The 25,717-nt window shown below is 45.8% G+C and carries 23 protein-coding genes; 17 read left to right on the forward strand and 6 right to left on the reverse strand.

Annotation, left to right across the window (positions count from 1 at the left end):
* Window positions 1-24 precede the first annotated feature (24 nt).
* Genes zwf through fsa form a run of 3 tightly spaced genes read left to right on the forward strand, consistent with a single transcriptional unit; the run spans window position 25 to window position 4,211 of the window.
* Window positions 25-1,536 (forward strand): glucose-6-phosphate dehydrogenase, encoded by a 1,512-nt coding sequence (gene zwf / locus AB4Y93_RS00235; RefSeq protein WP_441888027.1) that lies wholly within the window; start codon window positions 25-27, stop codon window positions 1,534-1,536.
* On the forward strand, window positions 1,517-3,517 hold the full coding sequence (tkt, locus tag AB4Y93_RS00240) for a transketolase (RefSeq protein WP_441888028.1): 2,001 nt from the start codon (window positions 1,517-1,519) through the stop codon (window positions 3,515-3,517). Before zwf ends, tkt begins: the two co-directional genes overlap by 20 nt.
* Window positions 3,518-3,542: 25 nt before the next feature.
* Window positions 3,543-4,211 (forward strand): fructose-6-phosphate aldolase, encoded by a 669-nt coding sequence (fsa, locus tag AB4Y93_RS00245; RefSeq protein WP_441888029.1) that lies wholly within the window; start codon window positions 3,543-3,545, stop codon window positions 4,209-4,211.
* A 60-nt stretch (window positions 4,212-4,271) separates the two neighbouring features.
* Here fsa and AB4Y93_RS00250 read toward each other — a convergent pair whose 3' ends face one another.
* The gene (locus AB4Y93_RS00250) at window positions 4,272-4,889 is read right to left on the reverse strand and encodes an NUDIX hydrolase (RefSeq protein WP_441888030.1); all 618 of its coding nucleotides are present in this window, start codon (window positions 4,887-4,889) and stop codon (window positions 4,272-4,274) included.
* A gap of 107 nt (window positions 4,890-4,996) precedes the next feature.
* Between AB4Y93_RS00250 and AB4Y93_RS00255 the strand changes: the two genes are divergently transcribed.
* Entirely contained in the window at window positions 4,997-6,163 is a 1,167-nt protein-coding gene (locus AB4Y93_RS00255; protein WP_441889195.1) for a chromate transporter, read from the forward strand.
* Between the two features lie 61 nt (window positions 6,164-6,224).
* On the opposite strand, the gene AB4Y93_RS00260 is transcribed toward AB4Y93_RS00255, so the two are convergent.
* A complete protein-coding gene (locus AB4Y93_RS00260) occupies window positions 6,225-6,785 on the reverse strand; it encodes a hypothetical protein (RefSeq protein WP_441888031.1) in 561 nt (186 codons plus the stop codon).
* Between the two features lie 159 nt (window positions 6,786-6,944).
* Between AB4Y93_RS00260 and AB4Y93_RS00265 the strand changes: the two genes are divergently transcribed.
* The 8 genes from AB4Y93_RS00265 (at window position 6,945) to AB4Y93_RS00300 (ending at window position 11,223) form a co-directional block, all read left to right on the forward strand.
* A complete protein-coding gene (locus AB4Y93_RS00265) occupies window positions 6,945-7,343 on the forward strand; it encodes a hypothetical protein (RefSeq protein WP_441888032.1) in 399 nt (132 codons plus the stop codon).
* A 28-nt stretch (window positions 7,344-7,371) separates the two neighbouring features.
* Window positions 7,372-7,569 (forward strand): hypothetical protein, encoded by a 198-nt coding sequence (locus AB4Y93_RS00270; protein ID WP_441888033.1) that lies wholly within the window; start codon window positions 7,372-7,374, stop codon window positions 7,567-7,569.
* A 26-nt stretch (window positions 7,570-7,595) separates the two neighbouring features.
* Window positions 7,596-8,384, forward strand: coding sequence for a class I SAM-dependent methyltransferase (locus tag AB4Y93_RS00275; RefSeq protein WP_441888034.1), 789 nt, complete (start codon window positions 7,596-7,598; stop codon window positions 8,382-8,384).
* A 521-nt stretch (window positions 8,385-8,905) separates the two neighbouring features.
* Entirely contained in the window at window positions 8,906-9,457 is a 552-nt protein-coding gene (locus AB4Y93_RS00280) for a GNAT family N-acetyltransferase (RefSeq protein WP_441888035.1), read from the forward strand.
* Window positions 9,458-9,535: 78 nt separating this feature from the next.
* Window positions 9,536-10,003: a pentapeptide repeat-containing protein gene (locus AB4Y93_RS00285; RefSeq protein ID WP_441888036.1), complete on the forward strand. Its 468-nt coding sequence runs from the start codon at window positions 9,536-9,538 to the stop codon at window positions 10,001-10,003.
* Between the two features lie 15 nt (window positions 10,004-10,018).
* On the forward strand, window positions 10,019-10,480 hold the full coding sequence (locus AB4Y93_RS00290; RefSeq protein WP_441888037.1) for a VOC family protein: 462 nt from the start codon (window positions 10,019-10,021) through the stop codon (window positions 10,478-10,480).
* 17 nt (window positions 10,481-10,497) lie between these two features.
* On the forward strand, window positions 10,498-10,845 hold the full coding sequence (locus AB4Y93_RS00295) for a VOC family protein (protein WP_441888038.1): 348 nt from the start codon (window positions 10,498-10,500) through the stop codon (window positions 10,843-10,845).
* An 18-nt stretch (window positions 10,846-10,863) separates the two neighbouring features.
* Window positions 10,864-11,223: a glyoxalase superfamily protein gene (locus AB4Y93_RS00300; RefSeq protein WP_441888039.1), complete on the forward strand. Its 360-nt coding sequence runs from the start codon at window positions 10,864-10,866 to the stop codon at window positions 11,221-11,223.
* 58 nt (window positions 11,224-11,281) lie between these two features.
* On the opposite strand, the gene AB4Y93_RS00305 is transcribed toward AB4Y93_RS00300, so the two are convergent.
* From AB4Y93_RS00305 to AB4Y93_RS00315, 3 genes are read right to left on the reverse strand one after another with little or no spacing between them, the layout of a single operon-like run.
* A complete protein-coding gene (locus AB4Y93_RS00305; RefSeq protein WP_441888040.1) occupies window positions 11,282-12,088 on the reverse strand; it encodes a DUF4097 family beta strand repeat-containing protein in 807 nt (268 codons plus the stop codon).
* Complete coding sequence (locus tag AB4Y93_RS00310) at window positions 12,081-12,641, reverse strand: HAAS signaling domain-containing protein (protein WP_441888041.1); 561 nt, start codon at window positions 12,639-12,641, stop codon at window positions 12,081-12,083. The genes AB4Y93_RS00305 and AB4Y93_RS00310 overlap by 8 nt, the downstream gene beginning before the upstream one ends.
* Window positions 12,634-12,957: a PadR family transcriptional regulator gene (locus AB4Y93_RS00315; protein WP_441888042.1), complete on the reverse strand. Its 324-nt coding sequence runs from the start codon at window positions 12,955-12,957 to the stop codon at window positions 12,634-12,636. The genes AB4Y93_RS00310 and AB4Y93_RS00315 overlap by 8 nt, the downstream gene beginning before the upstream one ends.
* A 244-nt stretch (window positions 12,958-13,201) precedes the next feature.
* Between AB4Y93_RS00315 and AB4Y93_RS00320 the strand changes: the two genes are divergently transcribed.
* A complete protein-coding gene (locus AB4Y93_RS00320; protein WP_441888043.1) occupies window positions 13,202-15,316 on the forward strand; it encodes a WG repeat-containing protein in 2,115 nt (704 codons plus the stop codon).
* On the opposite strand, the gene AB4Y93_RS00325 is transcribed toward AB4Y93_RS00320, so the two are convergent.
* Window positions 15,313-15,639: a DUF5658 family protein gene (locus AB4Y93_RS00325; RefSeq protein WP_441888044.1), complete on the reverse strand. Its 327-nt coding sequence runs from the start codon at window positions 15,637-15,639 to the stop codon at window positions 15,313-15,315. The genes AB4Y93_RS00320 and AB4Y93_RS00325 overlap by 4 nt on opposite strands.
* A gap of 202 nt (window positions 15,640-15,841) precedes the next feature.
* Between AB4Y93_RS00325 and AB4Y93_RS00330 the strand changes: the two genes are divergently transcribed.
* From AB4Y93_RS00330 to AB4Y93_RS00345, 4 genes are all read left to right on the forward strand, one after another.
* Window positions 15,842-20,257, forward strand: coding sequence for a DEAD/DEAH box helicase (locus AB4Y93_RS00330; protein ID WP_441888045.1), 4,416 nt, complete (start codon window positions 15,842-15,844; stop codon window positions 20,255-20,257).
* 37 nt (window positions 20,258-20,294) lie between these two features.
* Window positions 20,295-22,043, forward strand: a complete 1,749-nt coding sequence (locus AB4Y93_RS00335) for an ABC transporter ATP-binding protein (RefSeq protein ID WP_441888046.1) — start codon at window positions 20,295-20,297, stop codon at window positions 22,041-22,043.
* Complete coding sequence (locus tag AB4Y93_RS00340; RefSeq protein WP_441888047.1) at window positions 22,030-23,904, forward strand: ABC transporter ATP-binding protein; 1,875 nt, start codon at window positions 22,030-22,032, stop codon at window positions 23,902-23,904. The genes AB4Y93_RS00335 and AB4Y93_RS00340 overlap by 14 nt, the downstream gene beginning before the upstream one ends.
* A gap of 458 nt (window positions 23,905-24,362) precedes the next feature.
* The gene (locus AB4Y93_RS00345; protein ID WP_441888048.1) at window positions 24,363-25,667 is read left to right on the forward strand and encodes a stalk domain-containing protein; all 1,305 of its coding nucleotides are present in this window, start codon (window positions 24,363-24,365) and stop codon (window positions 25,665-25,667) included.
* Window positions 25,668-25,717 lie beyond the last annotated feature (50 nt).

The following is a 25,717-nucleotide window of genomic DNA, read 5'->3' on the forward strand; positions in this document are numbered from 1 at the left end:
GTTCTGCTGGAGGGAGAAGAAACGATGGAACCCGTAACGTATGTGTTATTTGGTGCAACTGGCGACTTAGCCAAAAGAAAAATATATCCTGCATTATACAATTTATTCGTTGATGGAAAGCTTCCGGATTCTTTTTCTCTAATAGGTCTTGGAAGAAGAGACTGGTCGGATGAGTATTTCCAGACTAGTGTGGAGCAGTCGCTCCGGAATTTCTCTAGACGTGAACTTGTGAATCCGGAACTTGTACAATCATTCATCAGTAAATTCCGCTACTCGGTTCTTGATATCGGCCGTACAGAAGACTATAAGAAATTGCTCGGAATAATTGAAGAACGCGAGAGCAAGCTTCAGCTTACGCCAAACCGCCTCTTTTATTTGTCAGTTGGTCCAGAGTACTTCACAACGATTGCTTCAAATATTGCCGAAAGTGGACTTGGTTCCACAACAGGCTGGAAACGTCTCGTTATTGAAAAGCCATTTGGTCATGATTTGCAGTCAGCCCGGGAATTGAATGAGCAGCTTAGCAAATCGTTCACTGAAGACGAAATATTCCGAATTGATCATTATCTTGGTAAACCAATGGTTCAGAATCTTGAAGTGTTGGAACGTGCGAACCCGATCATTCAAGCTCTGTGGAGCAATCGATATATAGCTAATGTACAGATTACAGCAAGCGAGACCGTTGGCGTTGAAGAACGGGCTGGCTACTACGATCATGTTGGTGCTGTGAGGGATATGTTCCAGAATCATATGCTTCAAATGCTTATGATGCTCGCGATTCACCTGCCTCATAACAGCAACGCTCAAGAAGTACGGAAGCATAAGAAACAAGTCATGGAGGCACTCATTCCTTTATCGCAATCGGATGTGCGTACGAATGTCATTCGCGCTCAATACGCAGAAGGTTCCCTTGAAGGCAATCCGGTGAAAGGATATCGTTCCGAGCCGGGTATTGCAGCTTCCTCGATGAATGACACTTACATTGCGGCTAAGATTCAAATTGATGATTTCTTTTGGCGGGGAGTACCGTTCTATATCCGGACCGGGAAACGGCTGAAGGAGAAATCAACACGAATTGTAGTCGAATTTAAGGAAGCTTTAAACCAAGCCTCCTCAGTTATTAACGGCGGAGCGCCGAATCTTCTTCATATTGAGATCAGCCCGAATGAAGGGATTATGCTTCAGCTCAATACGAAGGAGAACGGCGAGCTGAAGCCGGTTCAAATCCAGCTGCATGAAAGCAGCAAGGAGATCCCGGAAGCTTATGAAAACCTGATTTATGATGCGCTTGTGGGCAACCCTACGTTCTTCGCGCATTGGGATGAGGTGGAACTCGCCTGGGCTTGGGTGCAGCCGATACTGGATGCTTTCCATGATAACCAGGTTCCGCTTCACTCCTATGAAGCAGGTTCTAATGGTCCAGCTGAAGCTGATGCTTTATTAGCAGAAGATGGCTTCCATTGGTGGTTTGATACGAAGGATGAATCGAAGGAAGAGCAACAAACGAAACGGAAGGATGAAGAATATGCTTACTAAATTGGACATTGATCAACTATCCGTCGATACGATTCGTACTTTATCGATCGATGCGATTAACGCTGCAAACTCCGGTCACCCTGGTCTCCCGATGGGGGCCGCTCCGATGGCTTATGCACTGTGGGGCAAATTACTCTCCCACAATCCAGCGAATGCCAAATGGTTCAACCGCGACCGGTTTGTATTATCTGCAGGTCACGGTTCGGCCTTGCTTTACAGCCTTCTGCACTTGTCGGGTTACCAAGTATCTATTGATGACTTGAAGCAATTCCGTAAGCTGAACAGCAAGACGCCGGGACATCCGGAATTTGGCCACACAGATGGCGTTGATGCAACAACTGGACCGCTGGGTCAAGGGATTGCGAATGCGGTTGGTATGGCGATGGCGGAAGCTCACTTGGCGGCGAAATATAACCAGGAAGGTTTCCCGGTTGTTGACCATTATACGTATGCGCTTGTTGGAGACGGCTGCTTGATGGAAGGAATCTCTTACGAGGCGATGTCCATGGCTGGACACATGAAGCTTGGTAAATTAGTTGTCCTGTATGATTCGAACGATATTTCGCTCGATGGTGATCTTAACTTGTCCTTCGGTGAGAATGTACGGAAGAGAACAGAATCTGCACAATGGGAATACTTACGTGTAGAGGATGGCAATGATCTTGCTGCGATTACGGATGCAATCTCCAAAGCGAAGCAGAATAAGTCTCAGCCTACACTCATCGAGGTTCGTACGATCATTGGTTACGGCAGCAAGGGAGCCGGCACTCACAAGGTGCATGGCAATCCACTTGGCAAGGAAGAAGCGATCGCTACGAAAGCCGTTTATGGCTGGCAGTATGAAGAAGAATTTACTGTTCCTGAAGAGGTAAAAGCTCATTTTGCTCAATTGAAACAAAATGGCGGCGAGAAAGAAGCAGCATGGAATGACCTGGTTGCTTCGTTCAAAGCGCAATATCCTTTGCAAGGCAGTGAATTCGAGAAAGTGCTGGATGGTTCATTAACCCTTGAAGCAGCAGACATTCTTACGTTTGATACTTCGAAGCAAATCTCGACTCGTGTAGCGAGTGGTGAATCGATTAATCATTTTGTGAAAATTGATCCTTCCATCTTCGGCGGCAGTGCCGATCTCTCGCATTCGACAATGACGGATATCCGTGGAGAAGGCAAGTTCGCAGTTGATTCCTATGCAGGACGTAACGTTTACTTCGGCGTTCGTGAGCATGCAATGGGCGCTGCAGGTAACGGTATGGCACTGCATGGCGGCGTAAAACCTTTCGTCAGCACGTTCTTCGTATTCAGCGATTACTTGCGTCCATCGATTCGTCTTGCTGCCCTGCAAAAGCTTCCTGTTATTTATGTCTTCACACATGACTCCATTGCAGTAGGAGAAGACGGACCTACCCATGAGCCAGTTGAGCAGCTTGCTGCTTTACGTACGATTCCTGGTCTTACTGTCATTCGTCCATCTGATGCTAATGAAACAGCTAGCGCTTGGGCTTATGCTCTGCAGCAGCAGGATGGTCCTGTAGCCTTGGTACTGAGTAGACAAAATCTTCCGATCTATGAAGAAACAAAGGCTAACGTTGAGGCCGTTGCAAAAGGCGCCTACGTCTTGACGGAAACAAACAGCCAGCCAGATGTCATTTTGATTGGTACAGGCTCTGAAGTTTCACTCGCTGTAAACGCGAAGAAAGAGCTCGAGCAAGAGAATATCTCCGTTCGTGTCGTGGCAATGCCAAGCCGAGAGCTGTTCGAGCGTCAGTCTGAAGAGTACAAGCAAAGCGTACTTCCTGATGCTGTAACGAACCGAATCGCGATTGAAGCGGGTATTTCGTTAGGCTGGGAACGTTACACAGGTAAACAAGGTAAAGTGTTGTCGATTGAAACGTTTGGTGCTTCTGGTTCAAGTGCAGATGTACTTGAATACTTTGGCTTCACAACTAAGAACGTAGTAAGCTTGGCAAAAGAATTCAACTAATACTATTATTCGGAGGTTGTTCATAATGAAATTTTTCATCGATACAGCAAACTTGGAAGATATTAAAAAAGCTTATAAAGTCGGCGTATTGTCCGGTGTTACAACAAACCCTTCACTCGTAGCAAAAGAAGGCGTGAAATTCGAAGATCGTATTGAAGAAATTCTGCTTGCAGTACCAGAAGTAGAATCGGTATCTGCAGAAGTAACACCTGACGCTTTGACAGCTGAAGAGATGATTGCGCAAGCGGATGAATTGATCAAGATCAACAACTACGATAAAAACATTACAATTAAACTGCCAATGACACTGGCTGGTCTGGAAGCTTGCCGTTACTTGACGCAAAAAGGCGTGAAAACAAACGTAACGCTGATCTTCACCGTTAACCAAGCTCTTCTTGCTGCTCGTGCTGGCGCAACTTATGTATCGCCATTCCTTGGACGTCTTGATGATATCTCGGAAGACGGCGTTCAATTGGTAGCGAAAGTTGCTGAACTGTTCCGCGTTCATAACCTGGATGCTCAAATCATCGCGGCATCTGTTCGCCACCCGGACCATGTTACTCGCGTAGCTATGGCTGGAGCACATATCGCGACGATTCCATTCTCGGTTATCGAGCAAATCTCCAAACATCCATTGACGGATCAAGGTATGGAGAAATTCGCAGCGGACTGGAAGAAAACAACACAACTGTAATCCTTATTTCTTGTAAAAAACGCCGATCATAAGATCGGCGTTTTTTTATATTCTCAGTTATTAATCAACAATGACTTCTTTATTGGGATTATGTAGATATTCAAACATCAGCTGTACCTGCTCCACAGTATTTCGTTCAACGGATAGCTCAGGCAGTTCGTCTAATCCGAAAAACCCAACAGCACTGGTTTCAACACCAGCTATTGCTTTGCCGCCTATGATCTCGCAAAGAATAAACATTTTATAGACATGGTAAGGGCTTGGCGGGTGGTTGTGGAACTTCTTGTCCAGTACTGCTAGTAAACGAACCGCAGCTGTATCAAAACCGGATTCTTCTTGCGTTTCTTTGACCGCAATCTCTTTCGGAGAGTATCCGATATCACTCCAACCGCCAGGCATCGACCAAGCGCCGTCCATTTTTTCTCGTACAAGAAGGATCTTATGATCTTGAAAGACAACCGCGCGAATATCGACCTTTGGTGTCGTGTATCCATTATCACTTGCGAAGGCAAGGGATATTTTCTCATGGCTTACGGAAGTATACTCAGCCAATATTTCAATACTCATCTGCCGTAACGCCTCATAACGCTCGATATCATATACATCTGTCGCATACGTCAGTCCCGTCTGTGCCATTGCTTGCATCTGTTTGGCCCAATCTAACCATTTGAGTTCCATACTGGATATTCCTTCTTTCATCCTGGACTTTAAGTAATTGTAAAAGGGATTAACGAGCTTCTCTTATATTTATATAATAAGGGAAAAGATAGAGAGGAACAATTCATCTGAAGGCTCTATTAGAAGTACTTATCGTATCTTTTAAACTGGGATGCACATCCTTTGGCGGTCCAATTGCACACCTAGGCTACTTCCATAATGAATATATCAAGCGACGGCGTTGGTTAGATGAACGAAGTTATGCTGATCTTGTCGCTCTTGCGCAGTTTCTTCCTGGACCTGCAAGCAGCCAAGTCGGGATAGGTATCGGCTTGCTTCGTGCCGGTTGGCTAGGGGGAGTGGCAGCCTGGATTGGATTTACACTGCCATCAGTCATTCTACTGCTGATCTTTGCACTATTCATGCAGGGTTTTGATCTAGGAACTTCCGGCTGGATTCATGGATTGAAGATCGTAGCGGTTGCTATTGTTGGACAAGCTGTACTTAGTATGGGGCAAAAGCTTACACCTGACCGTAATCGAGTGACAATTGCAATACTTGTAGCAGCAGTCACCTTGTTATGGCAGACAGCCGTGAGTCAGCTTTTAGTCCTCGTCGCTGGAGGGGTAATCGGGTATTTCTGGTACCGGCAGAAATCTGGAGCAACCATCCATTCGTTAATAGTTCCTATAAGCAGACGTGCTGGTGCTGTCTGTTTAAGTCTGTTTCTTATTTTACTTGTTGGCTTGCCCATTCTGCGCCATAGTTATGAGGCTGACTGGTTAGCGCTAATCGAAAGCTTCTACCGTTCAGGATCGCTGGTGTTTGGTGGAGGCCATGTTGTATTACCACTATTGGAGAGAGAAGTTGTGCCAACTGGCTGGATGAGTAAAGCCGATTTTTTGACAGGATACGGTGCGGCGCAGGCTGTGCCCGGCCCATTATTTACGATTGCGGCCTATCTTGGTGCTATGATTAACGGGGTGAAAGGTGCGATATTGGCAACCGTTGCCATATTTTTGCCAGCGTTCCTGCTTATGGCGGGTACGCTGCCTTTTTGGAACACGTTAAGGCAACAAGAGAGAGTACAAGGCGCTTTAATCGGCGTTAATGCTGTAGTTGTGGGTATTTTATTGGCAGCCCTATATAATCCTCTGTGGTTGAGTGCAATTGATACACCAAGGGATTTCGTACTGGGCTTAATACTTTTCGGCATGCTTGTGTATTGGAAACTACCTCCTTGGATCATCGTGTTGGTTGGGGCAGCAGGCGGGGAGTTGATGACTCTCCTATAAACGAAAAAGGCGTGGAAATGTTCGCATTTCTCACGCCTTTTTCGTTTATGGGATAGAACTATCATTTAGTCGACCTTTCTGAGAGCTCTGCGACATAAGCCTTTAACTGGTCTCTTGATTTAGCCATTTCGTGAACAGCTGTCTTATTTGGCTTTAATGCAGCTTTAGGTCCTTCCCATGCACCAGGAACATAATAGACATCACCAATTTTCGGCGCGAAATCTTTTGTGAATTGAGTAAGGTGCAAATATACGCTCTGATCATCCTCGGAAAGCGCAGGCTTCTGCTGAAGCTGCTTGCTTAAGTATTCCGTAATAGAAGTAAGATGGTTAGCAATTGGAACTAATAGAAAAGTCCCCTCAGCCTGATCAACCAGACTGGAATAAGCTTCAATGACGTTTAGCTTCTTGGCAATTTGCTCAACATGCTCTTGGGTTACTTTGTTGGTTTGAGACTGAGCAATATCATCATAATTAAGCCAAATCTTATAAAGTGAACTTTCCAGGACACTTTTCAGCTTCATCTTGGTTTGTTTAGAGGTTTCATGCTGTTGGTAGAGAAGAGTGGAGCTGCCAATCAGAATAATAAGTGCAACTAAAATGGCTATTTTTGACGTCTTCATAATAGATCTTCCTCCTTTTACAGACACCTGTCTAAAAGTATATCACCTATAATATGTAATTTCTTGTTGAAATTAAGTTTTCGGTGCATGGGACCAAGAGATGTGATAATCTTGTATTTACTGGAAATAACATGGAATTGATAGAGAGAGGAAGAGTGTATGAGTAGGAAAAGAATAACCATATTGAGTGTTGTATCGTTATTTTTAATCGTTTATGTAAGCTATGGATTTTGGATTGCAAAGGATGTTAAATCTATCCTGACCGTTGGGATGCAGCCAGATAGCAGTTATGAGAAGTATATGAGTGATCAGGCTTACAACCGACTAAATCCGTTGCGCAATCACATGACAGCTTTATCTTATACCTATAAACCTGGGGATCACAGCGTAGGCCCTGTATTCCTGTTCCACTTCTTCTTTATTGCCAAAACGTCGACCAAGCAAAGCTTTGAGTTTCATGATGCTTCCCCTACATTCGGCGGAACAGAAGTTGTCAAGATGACAACGAAGCTGAAACATGGCAGATGGTATGCAACGAAGGTCCACATCGCAGCATAATTGTTAAGTGGAGAGGAAGGGAATCACTATGGAAATCAGAGGAAGGATGGCTATTGTTCTTGGTATTGGATTTGTTTTATCTGCGTTCTTAAGCTTGTACCTTGTGCAAGTAGATAAGAACAATCATTATGTTAGTCCACTGATGACTCTGACGTTAGTCTTGTTTTGGTTCGCACTAGGTAATGGGATGGTTTATTTGGCGAAGAAGCGAAGGAATAGGATTTAGTCGAATGCAGAAAGGAGAATTCCCCTATGAGAAGCATGGACATCATCAAAGACAGCTGGAACGAATGGTCAGATACCTGGTATCTGAAATATAGAACAGAAGAAGCGATAGCGAAGATTATTGCATCACCAGCGTCTGTTTTTCATCCTACGACATATGCCATGATTAATCCGGATTTAGCAGGTAAACGTGTGTTGGTTCCTTCTAGTGGAGATAACCACGCTGTTTTTGCTTTTCATTTAATGGGAGCGAAAGTCACCTCCTGCGACATAGCAGAGAAACAAGTAGAGAACGCTTCGATCATTGCGAAGAAGCAAGGCTGGGATATTGAATTTTTATGTGAGGATACCATGCAATTGTCACAGGTGAAAAGCGATGAATATGATTTCGTCTATACATCTAATGGCGTTCATGTATGGATTAATGATCTGGTTTCTATGTACAGCAATATACATAGAGTGCTGAAGAACAGCGGGACCTATCTCATGTATGATATTCATCCGTTTATGCGGCCATTTGGGATTAAGGCGAAAGAAGCGATGACCATCCAGAACTCATATGATCAAACGGGTCCATTTGGAGACGTTCCTACCTTCAAATGGCGTGTACAGGATATTATGAATGCTATGATAGCTTCTAATTTAAATATCAAGCATATAGAAGAGATGTATGCAGAAAATGGTTGGTTCTGGGTGGATGAATCAACGGATGAAGGAGAGTTATTGACCGAAGAAGAGGTTGCAAGCTACACCAATTGGCGTATCAATCCGTCGGCTGCTATCCCGCAATGGCTGTCAATCAAGGCAGTGAAATAGAGACTATACAAGTCACATTAGAAAGGTTCTAGTGTGGCTTTTGTTTGTTATTGAAAAACTAAACTCGTGTAGAAAGAGTATGAGACTATGCTCAAACCTTTGTTTGGAGTTTTGCCAACGGATAAACGTATTGCTGGAAGGTTTATAAGCTCGAAGGCGAAGGGAAATAAATCTTAATTTAAAGGGAGCACGAGATGACTTTGAATTTTCACCACCTTGCACGAGGGGTTATTATCTAGGCTCTGTTGAACACAAATGGGAGAAAAATAAAGAACTGCATTGTGAGGTTAATCAGGTATTTAGTGCGATCATTCCAGATCTTCATTTAGACACAATGCCAATCTCACGAGAGCCTCATATTGAATTTTTATGGGTGTCAGTTAATGAACTAGATAAGGTTTCACTACAACCTTACCCGTTTCGAACTCTAATACAAAGATTAACAGAGGGTGACAGTTCAATCTGGTGGGAAAGTACTTTAGATCAAGAGATTACGAACGAGAATAGTATCAGGAGGACACATGATTAATAACTATATTTGGGCAGGCAAGAAGGTTAGGCTACGACCGGTCCAGCCTTCAGACTGGGACATGTTTCATCATAATGATATGGATTCAGAAAATGCCAGACTATGCGATGAAATACATTTTCCAAGATCGGAAGAAGGTACGAGACAGTGGGCGGAGCACCAAGCTGCGAATACCTATGATGGGGATAATATTTTCCTCGCAATCGAGACATTAGATGGCACGCACATTGGAAGTATATGTACAAATAACTGTAATCCCAGAAATGGGACATTCAAATATGGAGTATCCATCTTCCGCGAGCATTGGCGTAATGGCTATGCCACCGATGCGGTCCTGATCATACTGAAATATTACTTCGAAGAATTACGGTATCACAAAGTTAATGCTCATGTATATGCTTTTAACGATGGATCTATTGCTTTACAGGAGCATCTTGGCTTTGTCCAGGAAGGCAAACTTCGGAATATGATTTATACGATGGGTAAGCAACATGATGAATATATTTATGGCCTCACAAAGCTTGAATTTGAGAAGCTGACGTAATGGATAATAAAGGTAAACACAGAAGGTTTGTAGAAGATATAGAGGCAGCTTAAATTTGTAATTCGAAGGAGATAGGTCATGAGCTTAAAGATTGAGCCTTTGGATTTGCATCAAGCGGATATATCAGGATCGAAGTGGCGGGAAGTTAAGGCGGAGGAGCTCGATATTGATAATGTCAGCTTGGCGAAGACGAGAATTAATAATGTAAACATGCATGCAATGAATTTGAATGATGTAAATATGAGCGAGATTACAATCTTGGATGCAAATTTGACAGGTGTGAGCATTAAGCATGCTAACTTAAGTCACGCCGTTATAGACTATGTGAATCTATTTGGAACAGAGTTTCATAATGTTATTCTTCCAATGGAAGGCGATAGACTTCACAAGCCTGACGGGCAATATAAGCCAATAAGTTTCCATAATTGCGTCTTAACTAATACTCAGTTTAATGGTTGTGATCTATCCAATGTGGAGTTGACAGACTGTGACATCACCGGCTTGAGGATCAATGGGATCTTACTCTCCGACTTAATCAAAGAGTGATAAAAGGAGGAAATTATGAGCGAACAAGTGATTGCACATAAAGAAAAATCTCGAATTACTCTGGGGAAAGCGATCCAGGTTCGCCTAGTATCTGACCTTGAAAGATCACAGGAGTATTACCGTGACTGCCTTGGATTTTCAGTGGATGGCTGGGGACATGCCGAGCGTGATGAAGTGTGCTTCATTCTCCAGCAAGCAGTCTCGTTGGAGGATGTTAGGCCAAATGCTATTTCTGCTAGACGTATGGATTATCCTACAGAATGGGAAGGTCCGGATCGTGGCTGGGATAGCTTCCTGCATATCGGTTGGGATGAAATAGACCTGCTTGTCGATGAAATACGTGCAAGTGGCGCTATCTTTGGACCAGAAGATTTTGAAGGGTCACATGGCGGCTGGGAATTCAAGAATGTACATATCCTTGATCCTGATGGCTACAATATTGTTCTTGGCGCGATGCGTAAAGTAAATAACGATTAGCTTAAAGGAGAATAGTGATGAATCCCATTTCAAATAAAATTAATGGAGTCTTTATTCCCGTTAGCCATATTGAAAATGCCCGGGATTGGTATTCTGATATTTTAGGCCTGCCGGCAGATGGTGAATTGTTTTTTGGTCACATCTATGTTTTGCCGATGGAAGGACCCGATATTGTATTGGATAGCAAGATTTACTCTCCGGAGAATGTGTATACAGTACCTGTTTTTCAATTTCATACGGATGATATTGATAGGGCCTACGCCTTCATGAAAACTAAGAATGTAGAATTAACCACAGGAATCGAAAATGATCATTGGTTTAATTTTAAAGATCCTGATGGCAATCTGCTAATGGTTTGCAAGTGAGTTTGGAGGTTAATTTCAATGGAGCTTAAGCAAATTGTACCGATCCTTCGTATATTTGATGAGGGAAAGGCAAAAGAGTTTTACTTGGACTTTCTTGGGTTTACGCTGGATTGGGAGCATCAATTCGAACCAGACACGCCGCTATATATGCAGATCTCTAAAGGTAATGTAAGGCTGCATTTAAGTGAGCATTATGGCGATTCCAGTCCTGGGTCAACGATACGTATCGAAATGACGGGTATTAGTGAGCTGCATAAGGAACTGATGGAAAAGAAATATAAATACGCGAGACCCGGTCTGGATAAGACACCATGGGAGAGTGTAGAATGCAAAATTAATGATCCGTTTGGCAATAAGATCGTGTTTTGTGAATTCTGATAAACCAAAGAGATACCTATGAAAGAAAGCCGCCCTAGATAGGACGGCTTTCTTTCGTTTATTGTTTTTCCACCGTTATACTGCCATTATCGGCGGTTAGCTTGACGACGGTTTTCCCTTCTCCAATAACCGTATCCTCTTTATACTTGTCGAAGAGATTAACTCTTCCGTTGTCTACATGAGTGAGAAAGGATACGTCAGTTGGTTCGGTCTCAGTTTGAAGCAAGATTCTCCCATTATCTGTTTCAAGAGTGATATTCTGATTAATCTCTTTGGTAAGGACTGTAATGGAACCATTATTGGCCTTCCCATTTAGTACACCCGTGACATGAGTTAATGTCACTTTTCCGTTATCGGTTTGTACTTTAACATCTTGCGCTGTACTTTCGTTTAACTCAATTCGTCCATTATCTGTTGTTGCTTGAATGGAAGTGGCTGTAAGCTTTTGAGCCAAGATATATCCATTATTATTTGCGATCTTAAACGCATTGTATTGCTTTTCTGGCAAGTAAACTTTAAGGGTTAGCTTGTAATCATGAAAATTGAAGTTAAACCATTTATTCTGATCTTCATCTAATGTGATAAACAAGGTTGAATCTTCAACGTTAGCAGTGAGCTGCGGCTTTACGTTAGTAGCCGTTTTACCGCTTAATTGAATATCTACATCCTGTTCCGTGGTTGGCCATATTTCAATACGGGAATTATCTGAGTTAATATCTATGGCAGTAACTTGTGATCCGGTAATGCTCTTTTGTTCAGAGACCTCTTTGAAATCATTAGTAGACTGGTAAGTGATTAGGCTTCCAACAAGGCCAATTACCAATAATCCTGCCGCAATAGCAGATACTTTTTTCTTATTAGTCATGTTTCAACCCGCCTTTTACTAAAGAAACGTTATATTTCAAATAACTAATCGATGCATTTTTCGCAAGCTTAGTAACGTACAGCATTCCCATCCCGAGGAAGATGCCTAAGCCGCAGATTGCAAGGGAGAAGAAGAGATCAAATAGTAAGAAAGTGCTTGGGTGCACAACCGCATTAACGATGACAAGAAGAGGGGAGAGTCCCAATGCTAAGGCTGTTGCCCATCCTGCGACTATGACTCCTGCAACTCCTACAGCAGGGCCTAGAACAATCACAAGGTTAAAGAAGCTTAATCCAATGACAGCCCAAGTTGCCCGAATAATGCTGCCAGCCGACGAGCTAACTGTCGCTCGTTGTACGTGATAGTTAGCAAGCAGCTCTTTGGCAATTTGGGAAGGTGAGCCAAGTGCATTTGCAATTTCTTCTTCTGATTTCCCTGCTTCTATTGCGAACATAAAGTGCTCTTCATAATCGTGTAGGACATCCGCACGCTCTACAGCGGGAATTCCTTTCAACTCGTGCTCCAATTGCTGTAAAAATGTATGTTTAGTCATTGTTCACACCTTCCTTTATCAATTGATTCACGCCACTTGCAAATTCATTCCATTCGGTAATAAGTTCATACAGATAGGTTCTTCCTTTGTCTGTAAGTCTATAGTATTTTCGCGATGGTCCTTCTGTAGATTCTTGCAGATAAGTCGTAAAATATTCTTCATTCGTTAATCGACGGAGAATAGGGTAGATGGAGCCTTCAGAGATTTCAATTTGACTGGATATTTTCTGGACTAGCTCATATCCATATCGGTCTTTCTTGTCTAGCATGACAAGCACACACAGCTCTAGAACTCCTTTTTTAAATTGAACATTCAAATCTTAAGCACCTCGTTTGGTTAATGGCTTTAGTACTATATATTGAACAGTACCTGTTTATGAATATGGATTCGTTGAATACAATATACCATCCAGTACTATTTATTGCAAGGTACCGTATTATAAATGGGCTAATACTTATGACATGGTCCATGCCCAGTTAACTTCATGTCATATTCCCCCTTATTTTCTGCATACGAATAGTGAGTTGATGTAGAGCACTGGGAAAGGGGACTTAACGCGAATGGACTGGATAAACGATCAGATTATTCGATTGGCACAATCTTCGCTGCCTCAAGGTGCGGAGCTTGTCATGATGGATCATCCTTCGAATGAATATGCCATCTATCCGCAGGATTTGAGCGGGGATGGTGTTCCAGAGCTTACGGTCGTATATCGCTGGGAAGACGAGCTTTATGTTCACATTTTGCAATACCGTCATATCGGTTGGATGATTGCAGCAGCGGCAAAAGGGGAAGGTTATAGCGTTGCAGAGCTGACGGCAGCTCCCGTAACAACCCGGATGGTTAATAATCTAATTATTAATTGGCGTACTGGCGAAGAGCAGACAAAAAGAGCCGTCTATGAATGGAGTCCGTTTGGTTTCCGTAATGTGGTGCCTGACGACCAAGAGCTGGAGACAAGGGCAATATCGCTATATCCGGGATCGGAGAAGACAACTAGCGGAACAAGATGGGGATACATTAACGGGATTGGGACGATGGTCATTCCTGCTCGTTTCGATTATGCGGAGGATTTCCAGACAAATGGGCTCGCAATCGTACGAGCGGACAATGGAAGCGGGTTAATTAATACGACTGGGGCGTATTTTGTAAGGCCGAAATACAGCTATATAGCTCCTTTTTCGGAAGGAAGAGCAGTTGTGATCGACGAGAAGGGCCATTATCGACTAATGAATGATTCAGGTGATATCCTTACGAGCAAAGATTACTCCTATATGGCTGATATACATGACGGCAGAGCGATGGTCAACAACCAGCAGGCGGATGGGAAAACGATGTACGGTTATGTTGACCGTTCTGGTAAAGAAGTGATTCCACTTCGTTATGAGGATGCCAGCGATTTTGCTAACCGCAAGGCTATCGTGAAGATAAAGGATAATCATTATGCCTTGATTCGTCATGACGGGTCGACTGAAGCGGAGTATCATTTTCCATTCGTTGGAGTGCTTGGAGATGGATTATTGCCTTTCCAGCAGGAAGCTAACGGGAAATACGGTTATATCAATGAGAAGGGGAACGTACGAATTCAACCAGCATACTCGACTGCTTTTCCGTTCCAGAACGGGCGTGCGATTGTGAATAACGCGGCTGATTTTGGCTCGGAATACGGCCTGATTGATACGAGAGGTAATGTCGTTATTCAAACGATCTACAACGATATCCAAGCCTTAGGCCAGCAGCGTTATGCGGTTGGCAAAGCGATCGATCAAGCTCAGCCGTTCCTCGGTTCCATATATGCGATATTTGATGCGGACGGCAAGCGGCTGACTGAGTTTATTTATACGAATGTGATGGAATACAAGAGAGGACTCGCTTCCGCCAGTAACGGTAAAACAACCTTCTTCATTAATACAAGCGGGAACCCAGCTCCTGGCTATCCGCAATTTGAGGGAAGCGGCACGCTGAAGCTGGAGGATGATCTCATACAGGTCAATATTGACCAACGTATCAAATATGCGAGCCGTAATGGACGCATCGTATGGGAACCTAATACGGTTATTCCGCTTCGTCTTCCTTATTACGTGAGGGAGCATAAGTATAAACCAAACAAGGATTATGTCGTATATTATCCGGCAGTTGAAGGAATTCCCGATCATGCCGCGCAGGAGCGGGTGAACGAAACACTTAAAGTGCTGTCCCAAGTGAAGCCGATTTCAGGAGATGAGCAGCTTGGTTATACGTATTCGGGAGATTTTGATGTTACCTTCTTCAAGAAGAACCTGCTTGAAATCGAGATGACAGGTTACAATTATCCTGCCGGGGCAGCGCATGGCATGCCAACTCAGGTGTATTCACATATTAATGTCTCGAATGGTGCGATGTATGCTTTGAAGGACTTGTTCAAGCCGGGCAGTAATTATGTAAAAGTGCTTAGTGATAATGTAGGCGAACAAATTAAGACAGATCCACAGTATGACTATGTGTTCCCGGATACGTACAAGGGGATAAAGCCGGATCAGCCGTTCTTTGTTACGCAGGATGCGCTGCATTTGTATTTTCAGCCCTATGATATTGGCCCTTACGCTGCGGGATTCCCGACGTTTAAGATACCGTTCGAAGAGATTAAGAGCATCATCGATGAGCGGGGCGATTTCTGGCGAGCGTTCCACCCTTAATGGGCTTGAATGAGGGCTAGTGTGACCCATAACAAATGATACAAATTCACGAATAAGTACAGCAGGAATAGAATGACTGCCGAGAAATGCATCCATTGACGGCTTTTTAATTGGGGAAAGAGCAGGAGAAAGAGAAGCGGCAGGATCAGCTTAATGCCATAATAAGCAGCATAATGCCAATCATAAAGCCAAGAAACGAATGGATTCATCTCGGTAATGAGATTTAATCGAATACCAATATCGGTAAAGACAGCGTCGGTAAGGCTGAAAAAGAAGAGCCACATGAGCATGGCACGCATCGGCAGCCGATGGATGACAGACATTCCAACACATCCCGTTCTTGTAAATAATGTTATATAATTATGATACATTTTGTATCTTATCAAAGCAAGCAAGCGCATGGAGATTCCCTTCTTAAGGGGGTTTCGGTGCGCTGTTTTTCGTTTTGGCGCTGGCTAAGCTGTGCTGGTATAATAAGGAGGTAAAAGAAATGTATTCGACACTACTCGGATGGAGCTGAGAAACGTGCAAAGCTCGCCATTATCTTCCTTTCATCCATCGCTTGCGGAATGGTTCGGAGCTAAATTTGGGGATCCGACCGATGTGCAAAAACAAGCATGGAAAGCGATTGCAGCAGGCGAAAACACGCTGATTGCCGCTCCAACGGGGTCGGGCAAAACATTGGCGGCTGTCCTTCCATGCCTTGATGCGATTGCACGAATTAAAGCACAGAAGCATGAGGCCGGCGTTCGGCTTATTTATATAACGCCACTGAAAGCATTAAACAACGATATTCACGATCATCTGGTTGCCTTTATCGAGCAGATCGACAAGCATGCGGCTTCATCGGATAGCAGCTGGCCAGGTCTTCGCAGCGGGGTCAGGACAGGGGATACGACTAGTTCAGTTCGATCCACTATGTATCGGAAGCCGCCGGATATTCTGGTCACGACGCCGGAGTCGCTTTATATTCTGCTGACCTCCGAGAAGGGAAGGCAGATGCTGAAGACAGTCTCCTTCGCTATTATTGATGAGATTCATGATCTGGCAGCAGATAAAAGAGGATCTCATCTTTCTTTATCTCTGGAACGGCTGGAGTTATGGTGCGGGCGGCGTATACAACGGATCGGCGTATCGGCTACGCAAAAGCCATTGGAACGGGTAGCCCGGTTTCTAGGAGGCTGGCAGGAAGCGCCTGCCGACGTGGAGGAGCAATCAGCTGAACAAGGAGACTTAGAGCTGTTCCGTCATCCGCTTGGGTACCATCCGCGTCCTGTGACGATTGTGGAAAGCCATATGGTTAAAAAACTTGAAGTCACATTAACGATGCCTGATCAATCGCAGCCCATGCAGACTCGTGATGCGGTCTGGCTGCCGATTCTGGACAGGCTCTTTGCGCTGATGACCGATTGCCGTTCGGTCATTATCTTCGTCAACAGCCGCCGCCTGTGTGAACGACTATGCCTTCGGCTGAACGACCATGCCGGCTATGAGATGGCGAGGTCCCATCATGGCAGCATAGCGAAGGAGCGCAGGCTGGAAGTTGAGCGGATGCTGAAGGCTGGCGAGCTTCGCTGCATCGTGGCCACCTCCTCGCTGGAACTTGGCATCGATGTTGGGCATATCGAGCTGGTCATCCAGCTCGATTCGCCGATTGAAGCCGCATCCGGTATTCAACGGATCGGCAGGGCTGGGCATGCGGTCGGCAGTGCCAGCCGCGGCGCCCTTGTTGCCCGGCAGCGTGGCGTGCTGCCGGAAATGGCTGTGCTCGGCAAGCAAATTGCCGAGCGTGACATTGAGCCGATCCGGATCCCAAGGGATCGGCTTGATGTCCTATCGCAGCAGACGATCTCTATCGTCGCTGCGGAGGACATCACTGTAGGCGATCTGCATCAGCTGATCGCCCGCAGTGACAGCTACCGCGGCTTCCCGATCGGGCGGCTGCGCGGTATGCTCCAGGTGCTGGCGGGCTTTTACCCGTTTGCCCGGCCGCGGCTGGATTGGAACCGCGATACGGATACGCTCGTGAAGCGGAAGAATACGATGATCGGCGCCCTGACTGGCGCAGGAACGATACCCTCCAGCTCGGCTTATCCGGTACATCATGTGGACAGCCGCGTCCATCTTGGGGAGCTCGATGAAGAGTTCGTCCAGGAAAGCCGAGTGGGTGATGTGTTCCAGCTAGGCATGAACGGCTGGATGATTCGCCGGATTGATAAGGATCGCGTGTATGTGTCTGAGGCGGGCAATCGCTTTAGCGAGATACCGTTTTGGCGTAATGAAGGACTTGGACGCTCCTACTCCCTAGGGAAGAAGGTTGGAGCGTTTATTGCTGAGATAGAGCGGCGACTACTTGAAGGTGAAGATGATAAGCTTCTGGCTTGGATCACCGAGAACTACCAGATGGATGACTATACAGGTGAGCAGCTCTTATCGCTTATTCGTTCACAGCAAGCTTTCTGTGATCTGCCTACAGATAAGCGGATTGTGATCGAGACTTACCGGGATCTCATGAACCAGACCCATGTTATTATGCATAATCCGTTTGGCAGGAGACTTAATCGAACGTGGCTACTCGCTATCGAACGGCAATTCGAGCTGCTTCTTCCATACCGGCTGTACGGCAATGCGAAGGATAACGGCATCGAGTTCGTCCTGCCCGAATGGGATTCCTCCTGGCTGCAGACGATCTGGCAGGTTACTCCTTCCAACGTAGAGGGACTGCTGACCGAAGCGATTACCGGGTCACCGCTACTAGCCATTGCTTTCCGGCATATAGCAGAGACTTCATTGCTGTTATCACGCAGCTTCGGAAGGACGCCGCTTTGGCAGAAAAGGCTGCGCAGCGAGGAGCTGCTTCGCGAAGCACTTCCTTATGCTGAGCATTTTCCTTATTTGACGGAAGCGATGAAGGAATGTCTTCATGATTATTTGTCGCTTGAGGATCTTCGCTCGCTATTAACTTCTATTCAAAATGGTGAGATTGAAGTTGTTGTAAAAGAGACAGAATATCCTTCGCCGATGGCAACGCAGTTTCTTGCTGATTATGTAAATATGCGGATCTATGAAGGCGATGGGCTTGATCCCGCCATTCAGATGCAGCTTATGAATGTAAGCAAGGATCTGGCTGGCCGATTGTTCGGTGAAGAGGCGGTGCGTAACGCTATTCCTCAGCAAGTGCTGGAAGCAGAACGGCAAAGACTGTCGGAGCCGGAGCTTGAGGTGCGCGAAGCTGGAGATGTCGTGAGCCTCCTGAAACGACGTGGTGATTTGGCTGCGGATGAGCTTATTCAGCTGGCTGGATCAGAAGCTTTGCAATGGGCAGAGCAGTTGCAGCGGGATGGTGAACTTACAAGCTACTTGCCCTCTGAGGATATGCCTCTGGAAGAGCAGCGGTGGATTTGCCGGGATGAGCAGGGGATCTATGCGAGCTTCCCTGCTTCTGATGAGGCTTCGGCGTTTATTATTCGCCGCTTTGCGGACAATCGTATCTCATTCACCGAAGTAGAGCTGTGTGAACGATATCCCAAGCTGACACTTGCTGAGTCGAGAAGGCTTGTCGATAAGCTGCGAGAAGAAGGCAGCTTGGAGCAGGCGCCATTCGCCGCTTCTCCTGAGGAGCGAATCTGGTCGAGCCGCCGCGCAGCGGAGCGTATGATCCGCTTGTCCATTGGCGAAGCCCGCAAGCAGGTGCAGCCTGCATCGCCTATAAGATGGTGCGTTCAGATTGCCCTTCGTCAACATGCTTTGCAGGGTGCTCAGCTTCATGGCAGCGAGGGACTAAGGCTTGTGATCGAGCGGCTTCAGGGGATTTATTTGCCGTTATCTCATTGGGAGTCGATTATTTTCCCTTCTCGTGTTGCGGACTATAGGAAGGAAGAATTGGATTTGCTCTGCGCAACAGGTGAGGTGTTGTGGCTTGGCAAAAAGCAGCCGGAGGAGAAGGAAGGGAAGGTCGCTTTCTTCCTTACAGGCAGCCGTTCGATCTATGAACCCTATTTGGCAGAAAGTAAAGAAAAAACGTCTTCACATCCCGAGCTGCTGGACATGCTGCAGCGCAGCGGGGCCAGCTTCCTGACACGCCTTGCAAGGGAAACAGGTCAGCTTCCTACAGAATTGTTATCAAGCTTGCTTGATCTAGCTTGGGAGGGTCAGGCATCCAATGACCAATTCGCGCCGCTTCGATTGTTAACCTTGAAGAAAGGCAAGGATTGGGCAAAAACAGGCTCAGGTCTAGGAAGATGGTATCGGGCTGCAAGCTTGATCGAAGATTTGCCGCTGCAAGAGGTTACTGCTCCCGGGAATCACAATTCGGATCCTCCGGAAATGTATTGGATTCGCCACTTGCTGGATACGTACGGAATCGTGACCAAGGAGCTTGCTTCATCAGTTACTCCATACAGCTGGGATCGCCTGCAGCCCGTACTTCGCAGACTTGAGGAGTGGGGGACACTGACACGCGGCTTATTTATCGAAGGAGCGGTCACGATGCAGTTCACAACACCGGATATGGCCGATGCCATTCGTAAGCCGCTTCCTGCGGGTGCAAGCAGCAATACTGCACTTACTTTGCTATCAGCCGTCGATCCAGCAAATCCGTTTGGCCTCATGATGGAATGGCCGGAGCGTCAGGGCTGTACGTTTGCACGCAAGCCGGGACATTTTCTTATTATTCGTGGGGATCAGTGGTTATACTGGATTGAAAACAACGGGAAACGAATCCATTCTATCCAGCCGTACGATTCGGACGCCCTTCCTGCTGCAGATGAGTTGAAGTTCATCTTTAAGACCCTGCTGCACAGACAGCATCTCACTAAGATTGTGGTTGAACAATGGAACGGCGAAGCCGTTACACTAACCCAAGAAGGTTCGCTGCTGAAGGAAATAGGAGCGGAAAGTGATAAAAAATCGCTGGTCTTATGGCAAAGCCAATTGAAATAGAAGCAGTCGAGCTAGTCAGAGGAAAGGGGATCTTCACTTGCGGCATATGATGAAATATGTCAAAAAATACGGACTGCTGTTCATCGTTTCCGTATTGCTGGTCAGCATCGAAGCGCTGGGGGATTTGCTGCAGCCGACTATGATGTCCCATATCGTGGACGAAGGCGTAGCGAACAAGCAGATGGATACGGTACTGCGATTTGGCGGCTGGATGCTGCTCATAACGCTTGGGGGCGCGCTTGCGGCCTCAGGCCGCAATATCGTTTCAAGCATCGTGTCTCAGCGTTTTGGTGCGGAGCTGCGTCAGGATTTATTCGAGAAAATACAAGGACTCAGCTTTGAGAGTGTGGACCGTTATGATCGCGCTTCACTCGTAACAAGACTGACGAATGATGTGACGCAAGTGCAGAACTTCGTCAACGGCATGATGCGTATCTTCGTCAAAGCGCCTATGCTCTGTATCGGGGGCTTTATTATGGCCTTCCGCTTAAATCCTTATTTGTCCATTGTTCTCATGATTGTTATTCCAATTGTCGGATTAATGATTGTGCTGAATATGAAGGTTGGACTGCCATTATTTCTTAAGGTACAAAATGCGCTTGATCGGCTTAATGGTGTGATGCGCGAATATTTGTCAGGCGTAAGAGTGGTCAAAGCGTTTAATCGGTTTGATCTGGAAGTCGAAAAGTTTAATGGCATTAACAAACAATATGAATCCCGTGCGATTTCCGCACAACGGGTGATGGCAGTGTTCAGCCCAGGCGTAACGCTGACGATGAATATCGGAATTGTCGCGGTCATCTGGCTGGGAGGCATTCGAGTCAATAGCGGCCATACGCAGGTGGGGCATATTATCGCGTTCGTCAACTATATGACACAGATCTTATTCTCTCTAACGACGATGACGATGATCTTCAACATGTTTGTACGGGCAAAGGCTTCGACGGGCCGTATCGTCGAGGTGCTTGCTGAAGTCAACACAATGGAAAGTCATTCTACGCCAACACCAGTGCAGTCTCTACAGGGTAGGGGAGCTATTGAATTTGACAATGTCAGCTTTTCTTATGAAGGGCCGGATGGAGAGCCTGTTCTCAAATCCATTAGTTTTACCTGCCAGTCTGGTGAGACTTTAGCCATCATCGGTTCAACGGGTTCAGGCAAAAGCACACTGGTGAACTTGATTCCTCGTTTCTATGATGTTACCGAAGGCTCTGTGAAAATAAACGGCGTTAACATTCGCGATCTGGACACGCATGAACTTAGGGAGAAGATCGGGATCGTACCGCAAAAGTCCATTTTGTTCACCGGACCGGTCATCGATAATCTCCGAATTGGGAAACAAGATGCTTCCGTAGATGAGGTAGTTGAAGCGGCCAAAATGGCTTCTGCTCATTCTTTTATTTCTGAATTGCCGGAGCAGTACCACACGCTGATCGGTCAAGGCGGCGTAAACTTTTCAGGCGGGCAGAAACAGAGGATCTCGATAGCGAGGGCCCTTATACGAAAGCCTGAGATTCTCATTCTGGACGATTGTACAAGTGCATTGGACAGCGCAACAGAGGCCTCCATCAAACGTGCCATTAATGAATATGCCAAAGATGTCACTTGTCTATTAATCGCTCAGCGGATCTCCTCTGTAAAGGATGCTAACACCATCCTTGTTATGGATGACGGGGAGATTGTAGGCATGGGAAGCCATGATAGTCTTCTACAAACCTGTCATGTATATCAAGAAATTTATCGTTCTCAAATCGGCAAGGAGGTGGACAATCATGCCTCAGCCTAATTCAAATGTAGCGGGAAATGGTGGAGCAGCTCGTCAGGAAGTAAACGTCCCGCCGATGGCTGGCCGGCCAGGCGGGCCAGGTGGTCCTGGTTTCGGAGGACGCGGAGGCCCTAAGCAAAAACCGAAAAATTTCAAAGGAACCTTGTTTCGGCTATGGGGTTATCTAAGCGGCGAACGCAAACAGCTGGGTATCGTATTTGGTTTCATCCTTATTGATTCGGCCATTATGCTGTTAGGTCCATATTTGATTGGTGTAGCGGTTAATGCAATGGTAGGTGGAAATAACGCTGTTGATTTCAAACTGCTGCATATCGTTCTAATCGCATTGGCAGCTGCTTATATGGCCGATGCATCCTTGTCCTTCCTACAGGGATGGATGATGGCAGGCATCTCCCAGCGGATTGTCAGTCGGCTTCGCCGAACCTTATTCCAGAAGCTGCAGCGTCTGCCGCTAGTCTATTTTGACACTCGAAGGCATGGGGAACTGATGAGCAGGCTGTCCAATGACATCGATAACGTCAGTACTTCCGTCTCACAGACAGCTGCGCAGCTTATGAGCGGATCCATCGCCTTACTTGGCTCACTCATTATGATGCTTGTGCTTAGTCCGCTGCTGACGCTTGCCAGCCTGATTACTGTGCCCCTCGTATTTTTACTCGCGAAGACGATTACGAAGCGTACGAGTGCGTTGTTCAAGAACCAGCAAGCTCAGCTTGGCAGGCTGAATGGTCAAATTGAAGAGACCATTACGGGCTTTCAGGTCGTAAAAGCATTTAACTATGAGGAGCCTTCTATTGCTGATTTCCGCAAGGATAATGATGAGCTGTGCAAAGTAAGCACAAAGGCTCAAATCTGGTCGGGCTTTATGATGCCGCTGCTCAGTGTTATCAATAATATCGGGTTTGCGGCGGTAGCAATCGTAGGTGGCGTGTTGGCTGTAAAAGGGTTGATTACGGTTGGCGTTATTGCCAGCTTCCTCAGCTATTCCCGTCAATTTGTCCGTCCTATGATGGATCTGGCGAATACTTTTAACGTTTTGCAGTCAGGTATCGCAGGGGCTGAACGGGTATTTGAAGTATTGGATGAGAAAGAAGAGGTTGAAGATCGTCCTCATGCAGTTGAGTTGACCAATCCGAAGGGTGAAGTTGTCTTTGATAACGTTCAGTTTGGTTATCGCAGCGATGTACAAATTCTAAAAGGGATCAGCTTCAAAGCAGAGGCTGGCAGCAGCACAGCACTCGTAGGTCCAACAGGAGCGGGGAAAACGACGGTTATCAACATGCTAAGTCGTTTCTATGATGTAACGGGTGGACGTATCTTGATTGATGGCCGTGATATCCGGGATTATACGAGAGATAGTCTTCGCCGGAGCTTCGGAATCGTGCTGCAGGATACGTATTTATTTTCCGGTACGGTGAAAGAGAATTTGAAGTACGGTAAGCCAGATGCTACAGATGAGGAAGTCAGAAGGGCAGCTCGCACGGCGGGAGCAGATGGTTTCATTCGCCGCCTGTCGCAGCAATACGATACTCCACTGACGGAAAATGGGGGGAATCTTAGCCAAGGACAGCGTCAACTTCTCGCCATCGCAAGAGCGATCCTAGCAGAGCCGTCTATCCTCATTCTCGATGAAGCAACAAGCAGTATTGATACCCGTACGGAGCTTCGGATTCAGGCAGCCATGCTGCAAATGATGGAGGGGCGCACAAGCTTCATTATTGCGCATAGGCTGTCAACAATTCAGAATGCTGATACCATTCTTGTCATCGACAAGGGAACCATAGCAGAGCAGGGTTCGCATCATGAATTGATGGAAAAGGAAGGTATTTACTACGGTATGCATCGGAATTTAACGGTATAAGTAAAGAATTCTAATTAATTAAAATCATTAAATTGTATAGTGGCCGAGCAACCTTAAACCTGCTTGGCCACTTTTTTATTAGTCTCACTCTTTTAGAATGATTGGATAATTATTTTTAATTTAGTGGTTAAAATTCTACGAGCAATTCGAATGATTCTGGAGAAGCGTAGTTGATGCTTACGAAGTAGCTTTCTTTCAGAAAGCTTTGAAGCGTTCGCTTTTGCTCGGGGATTCCAACTCTAATTCGTTCATTCAAAGGAATTCACGAGCAATGGCGATCGGAAGAACATTCGAATGCGCAGGTTGCTATTTTAACCAATATGAAAAACAAGCTATCCTATCATTCCCCTGTCATTATTCTATCATTTGTGATCTCTAGTAGAAGTTGATATACTAGACAAATGCTAAACTTCCACTTGTTGGTAGATAAAGGATAGAGCATGGGAGGCTTGTAAGGAATGAATCAATGGGGAATCAAATCAGCAGCTGCGCTGCTGGCGCTGGCTTTGCTGACGAGTAATTTGACGACAGACCAGGCCAATGCCGCAGCTGCGACAGCAACAACAGCTTCAACTGTTCCAGCAAAAACGACGATTCTATTAGATGATATTGAATTGCCTTTTGACACACCGCCTATCATTGTAAAGGGCGTTACATTTGTACCGTTCCGCACGATTGGTGAGGCACTTGGTCTTCAGAAGGTCGTATGGAGTGATGCTACTCAGACGGTTACAGCAGAAGGTACCAAGCAAGGGCAAGCTATTAAGCTTTCTATGAAAATCGGCAGCGGCACAGCAGTTGTTAACGGTACTAACGTTAAGCTGCCAGCAGCACCTATGATGAAAAATAATCGTGTTCTCATTCCATTAAGCTTCTTCAGTACACAGTTTGGTGCACAGGTAGGCTGGAGTCAGGCGACCAATACCGTAACGATTAAATCGCCGCAAAAGGCGGTCCATCTTCGTACTTTCTATGCTTTATCGTCATTTGCAGAACGGGATCTGGTGGATTCCGCTAACTCCGTTGCATTTGGCTGGAGCCGTATTGACCGGGATGGTCATTTCACGCTTGAGGGTTCTGAATATCGCGTGCCGGAGCCTAGCGGGGATGTTACGCCTCAGTCGCTGGTCAGTGATACGTCATCCAAATCGATTAAGCCTTACTTGATGGTGTATTCGCTTGATGGGCAAAATGAATTAACGAAAATGATGGGTAACGAGACGCTGCGTACTAATTCCATCAATGGGATTACGAAAGCAATCGCCGATTATGGCTTTGGCGGAGTCGTATTAGACTTCGAAGGGTTAGGTTTTCAACTCGATAAGGTTGAGCAGCAGAAGCTTCTGAATGCCTATGCGAAGCAGTTGAAGGATGCTTTGCCTCAAGGTACAGCTTTATCGCTTGTCGTTCATGCGCCTAACAGCGCGTACCAAGGGTATGATTACAAGACGCTTGCTTCCATTGCTGATGATCTTATTCTAATGGCATACAAATATAATCCATCAGGTACTGGTCCTCAGGTGCCAGAGCCTAATAACAAGGTTAATGATGCGATTCAGCAAGCTTTGAAGGCCGGTGTGCCTAAATCCAAGCTGCTGCTTGGTATCGATCTGAGAGCCGAAACGCCGCAGTCTATCGATGATAAACTTGGTCTGGTGAAACGTTATCAGTTAAAAGGTGCAGCACTTTGGCGCTTAGGCTTGTTCCGCCAATATTCACCGGATCTAATTGCAGCAATCAACAAGTCAGTTATTAAACAATAGATTTGCAGTAATCAGTGGTAGAATTGGACGAAGGTCCGACTCTACCGCTG

The sequence above is a fragment of the Paenibacillus sp. YAF4_2 genome (genome assembly GCF_052113225.1).
GTDB lineage: Bacteria > Bacillota > Bacilli > Paenibacillales > Paenibacillaceae > Pristimantibacillus.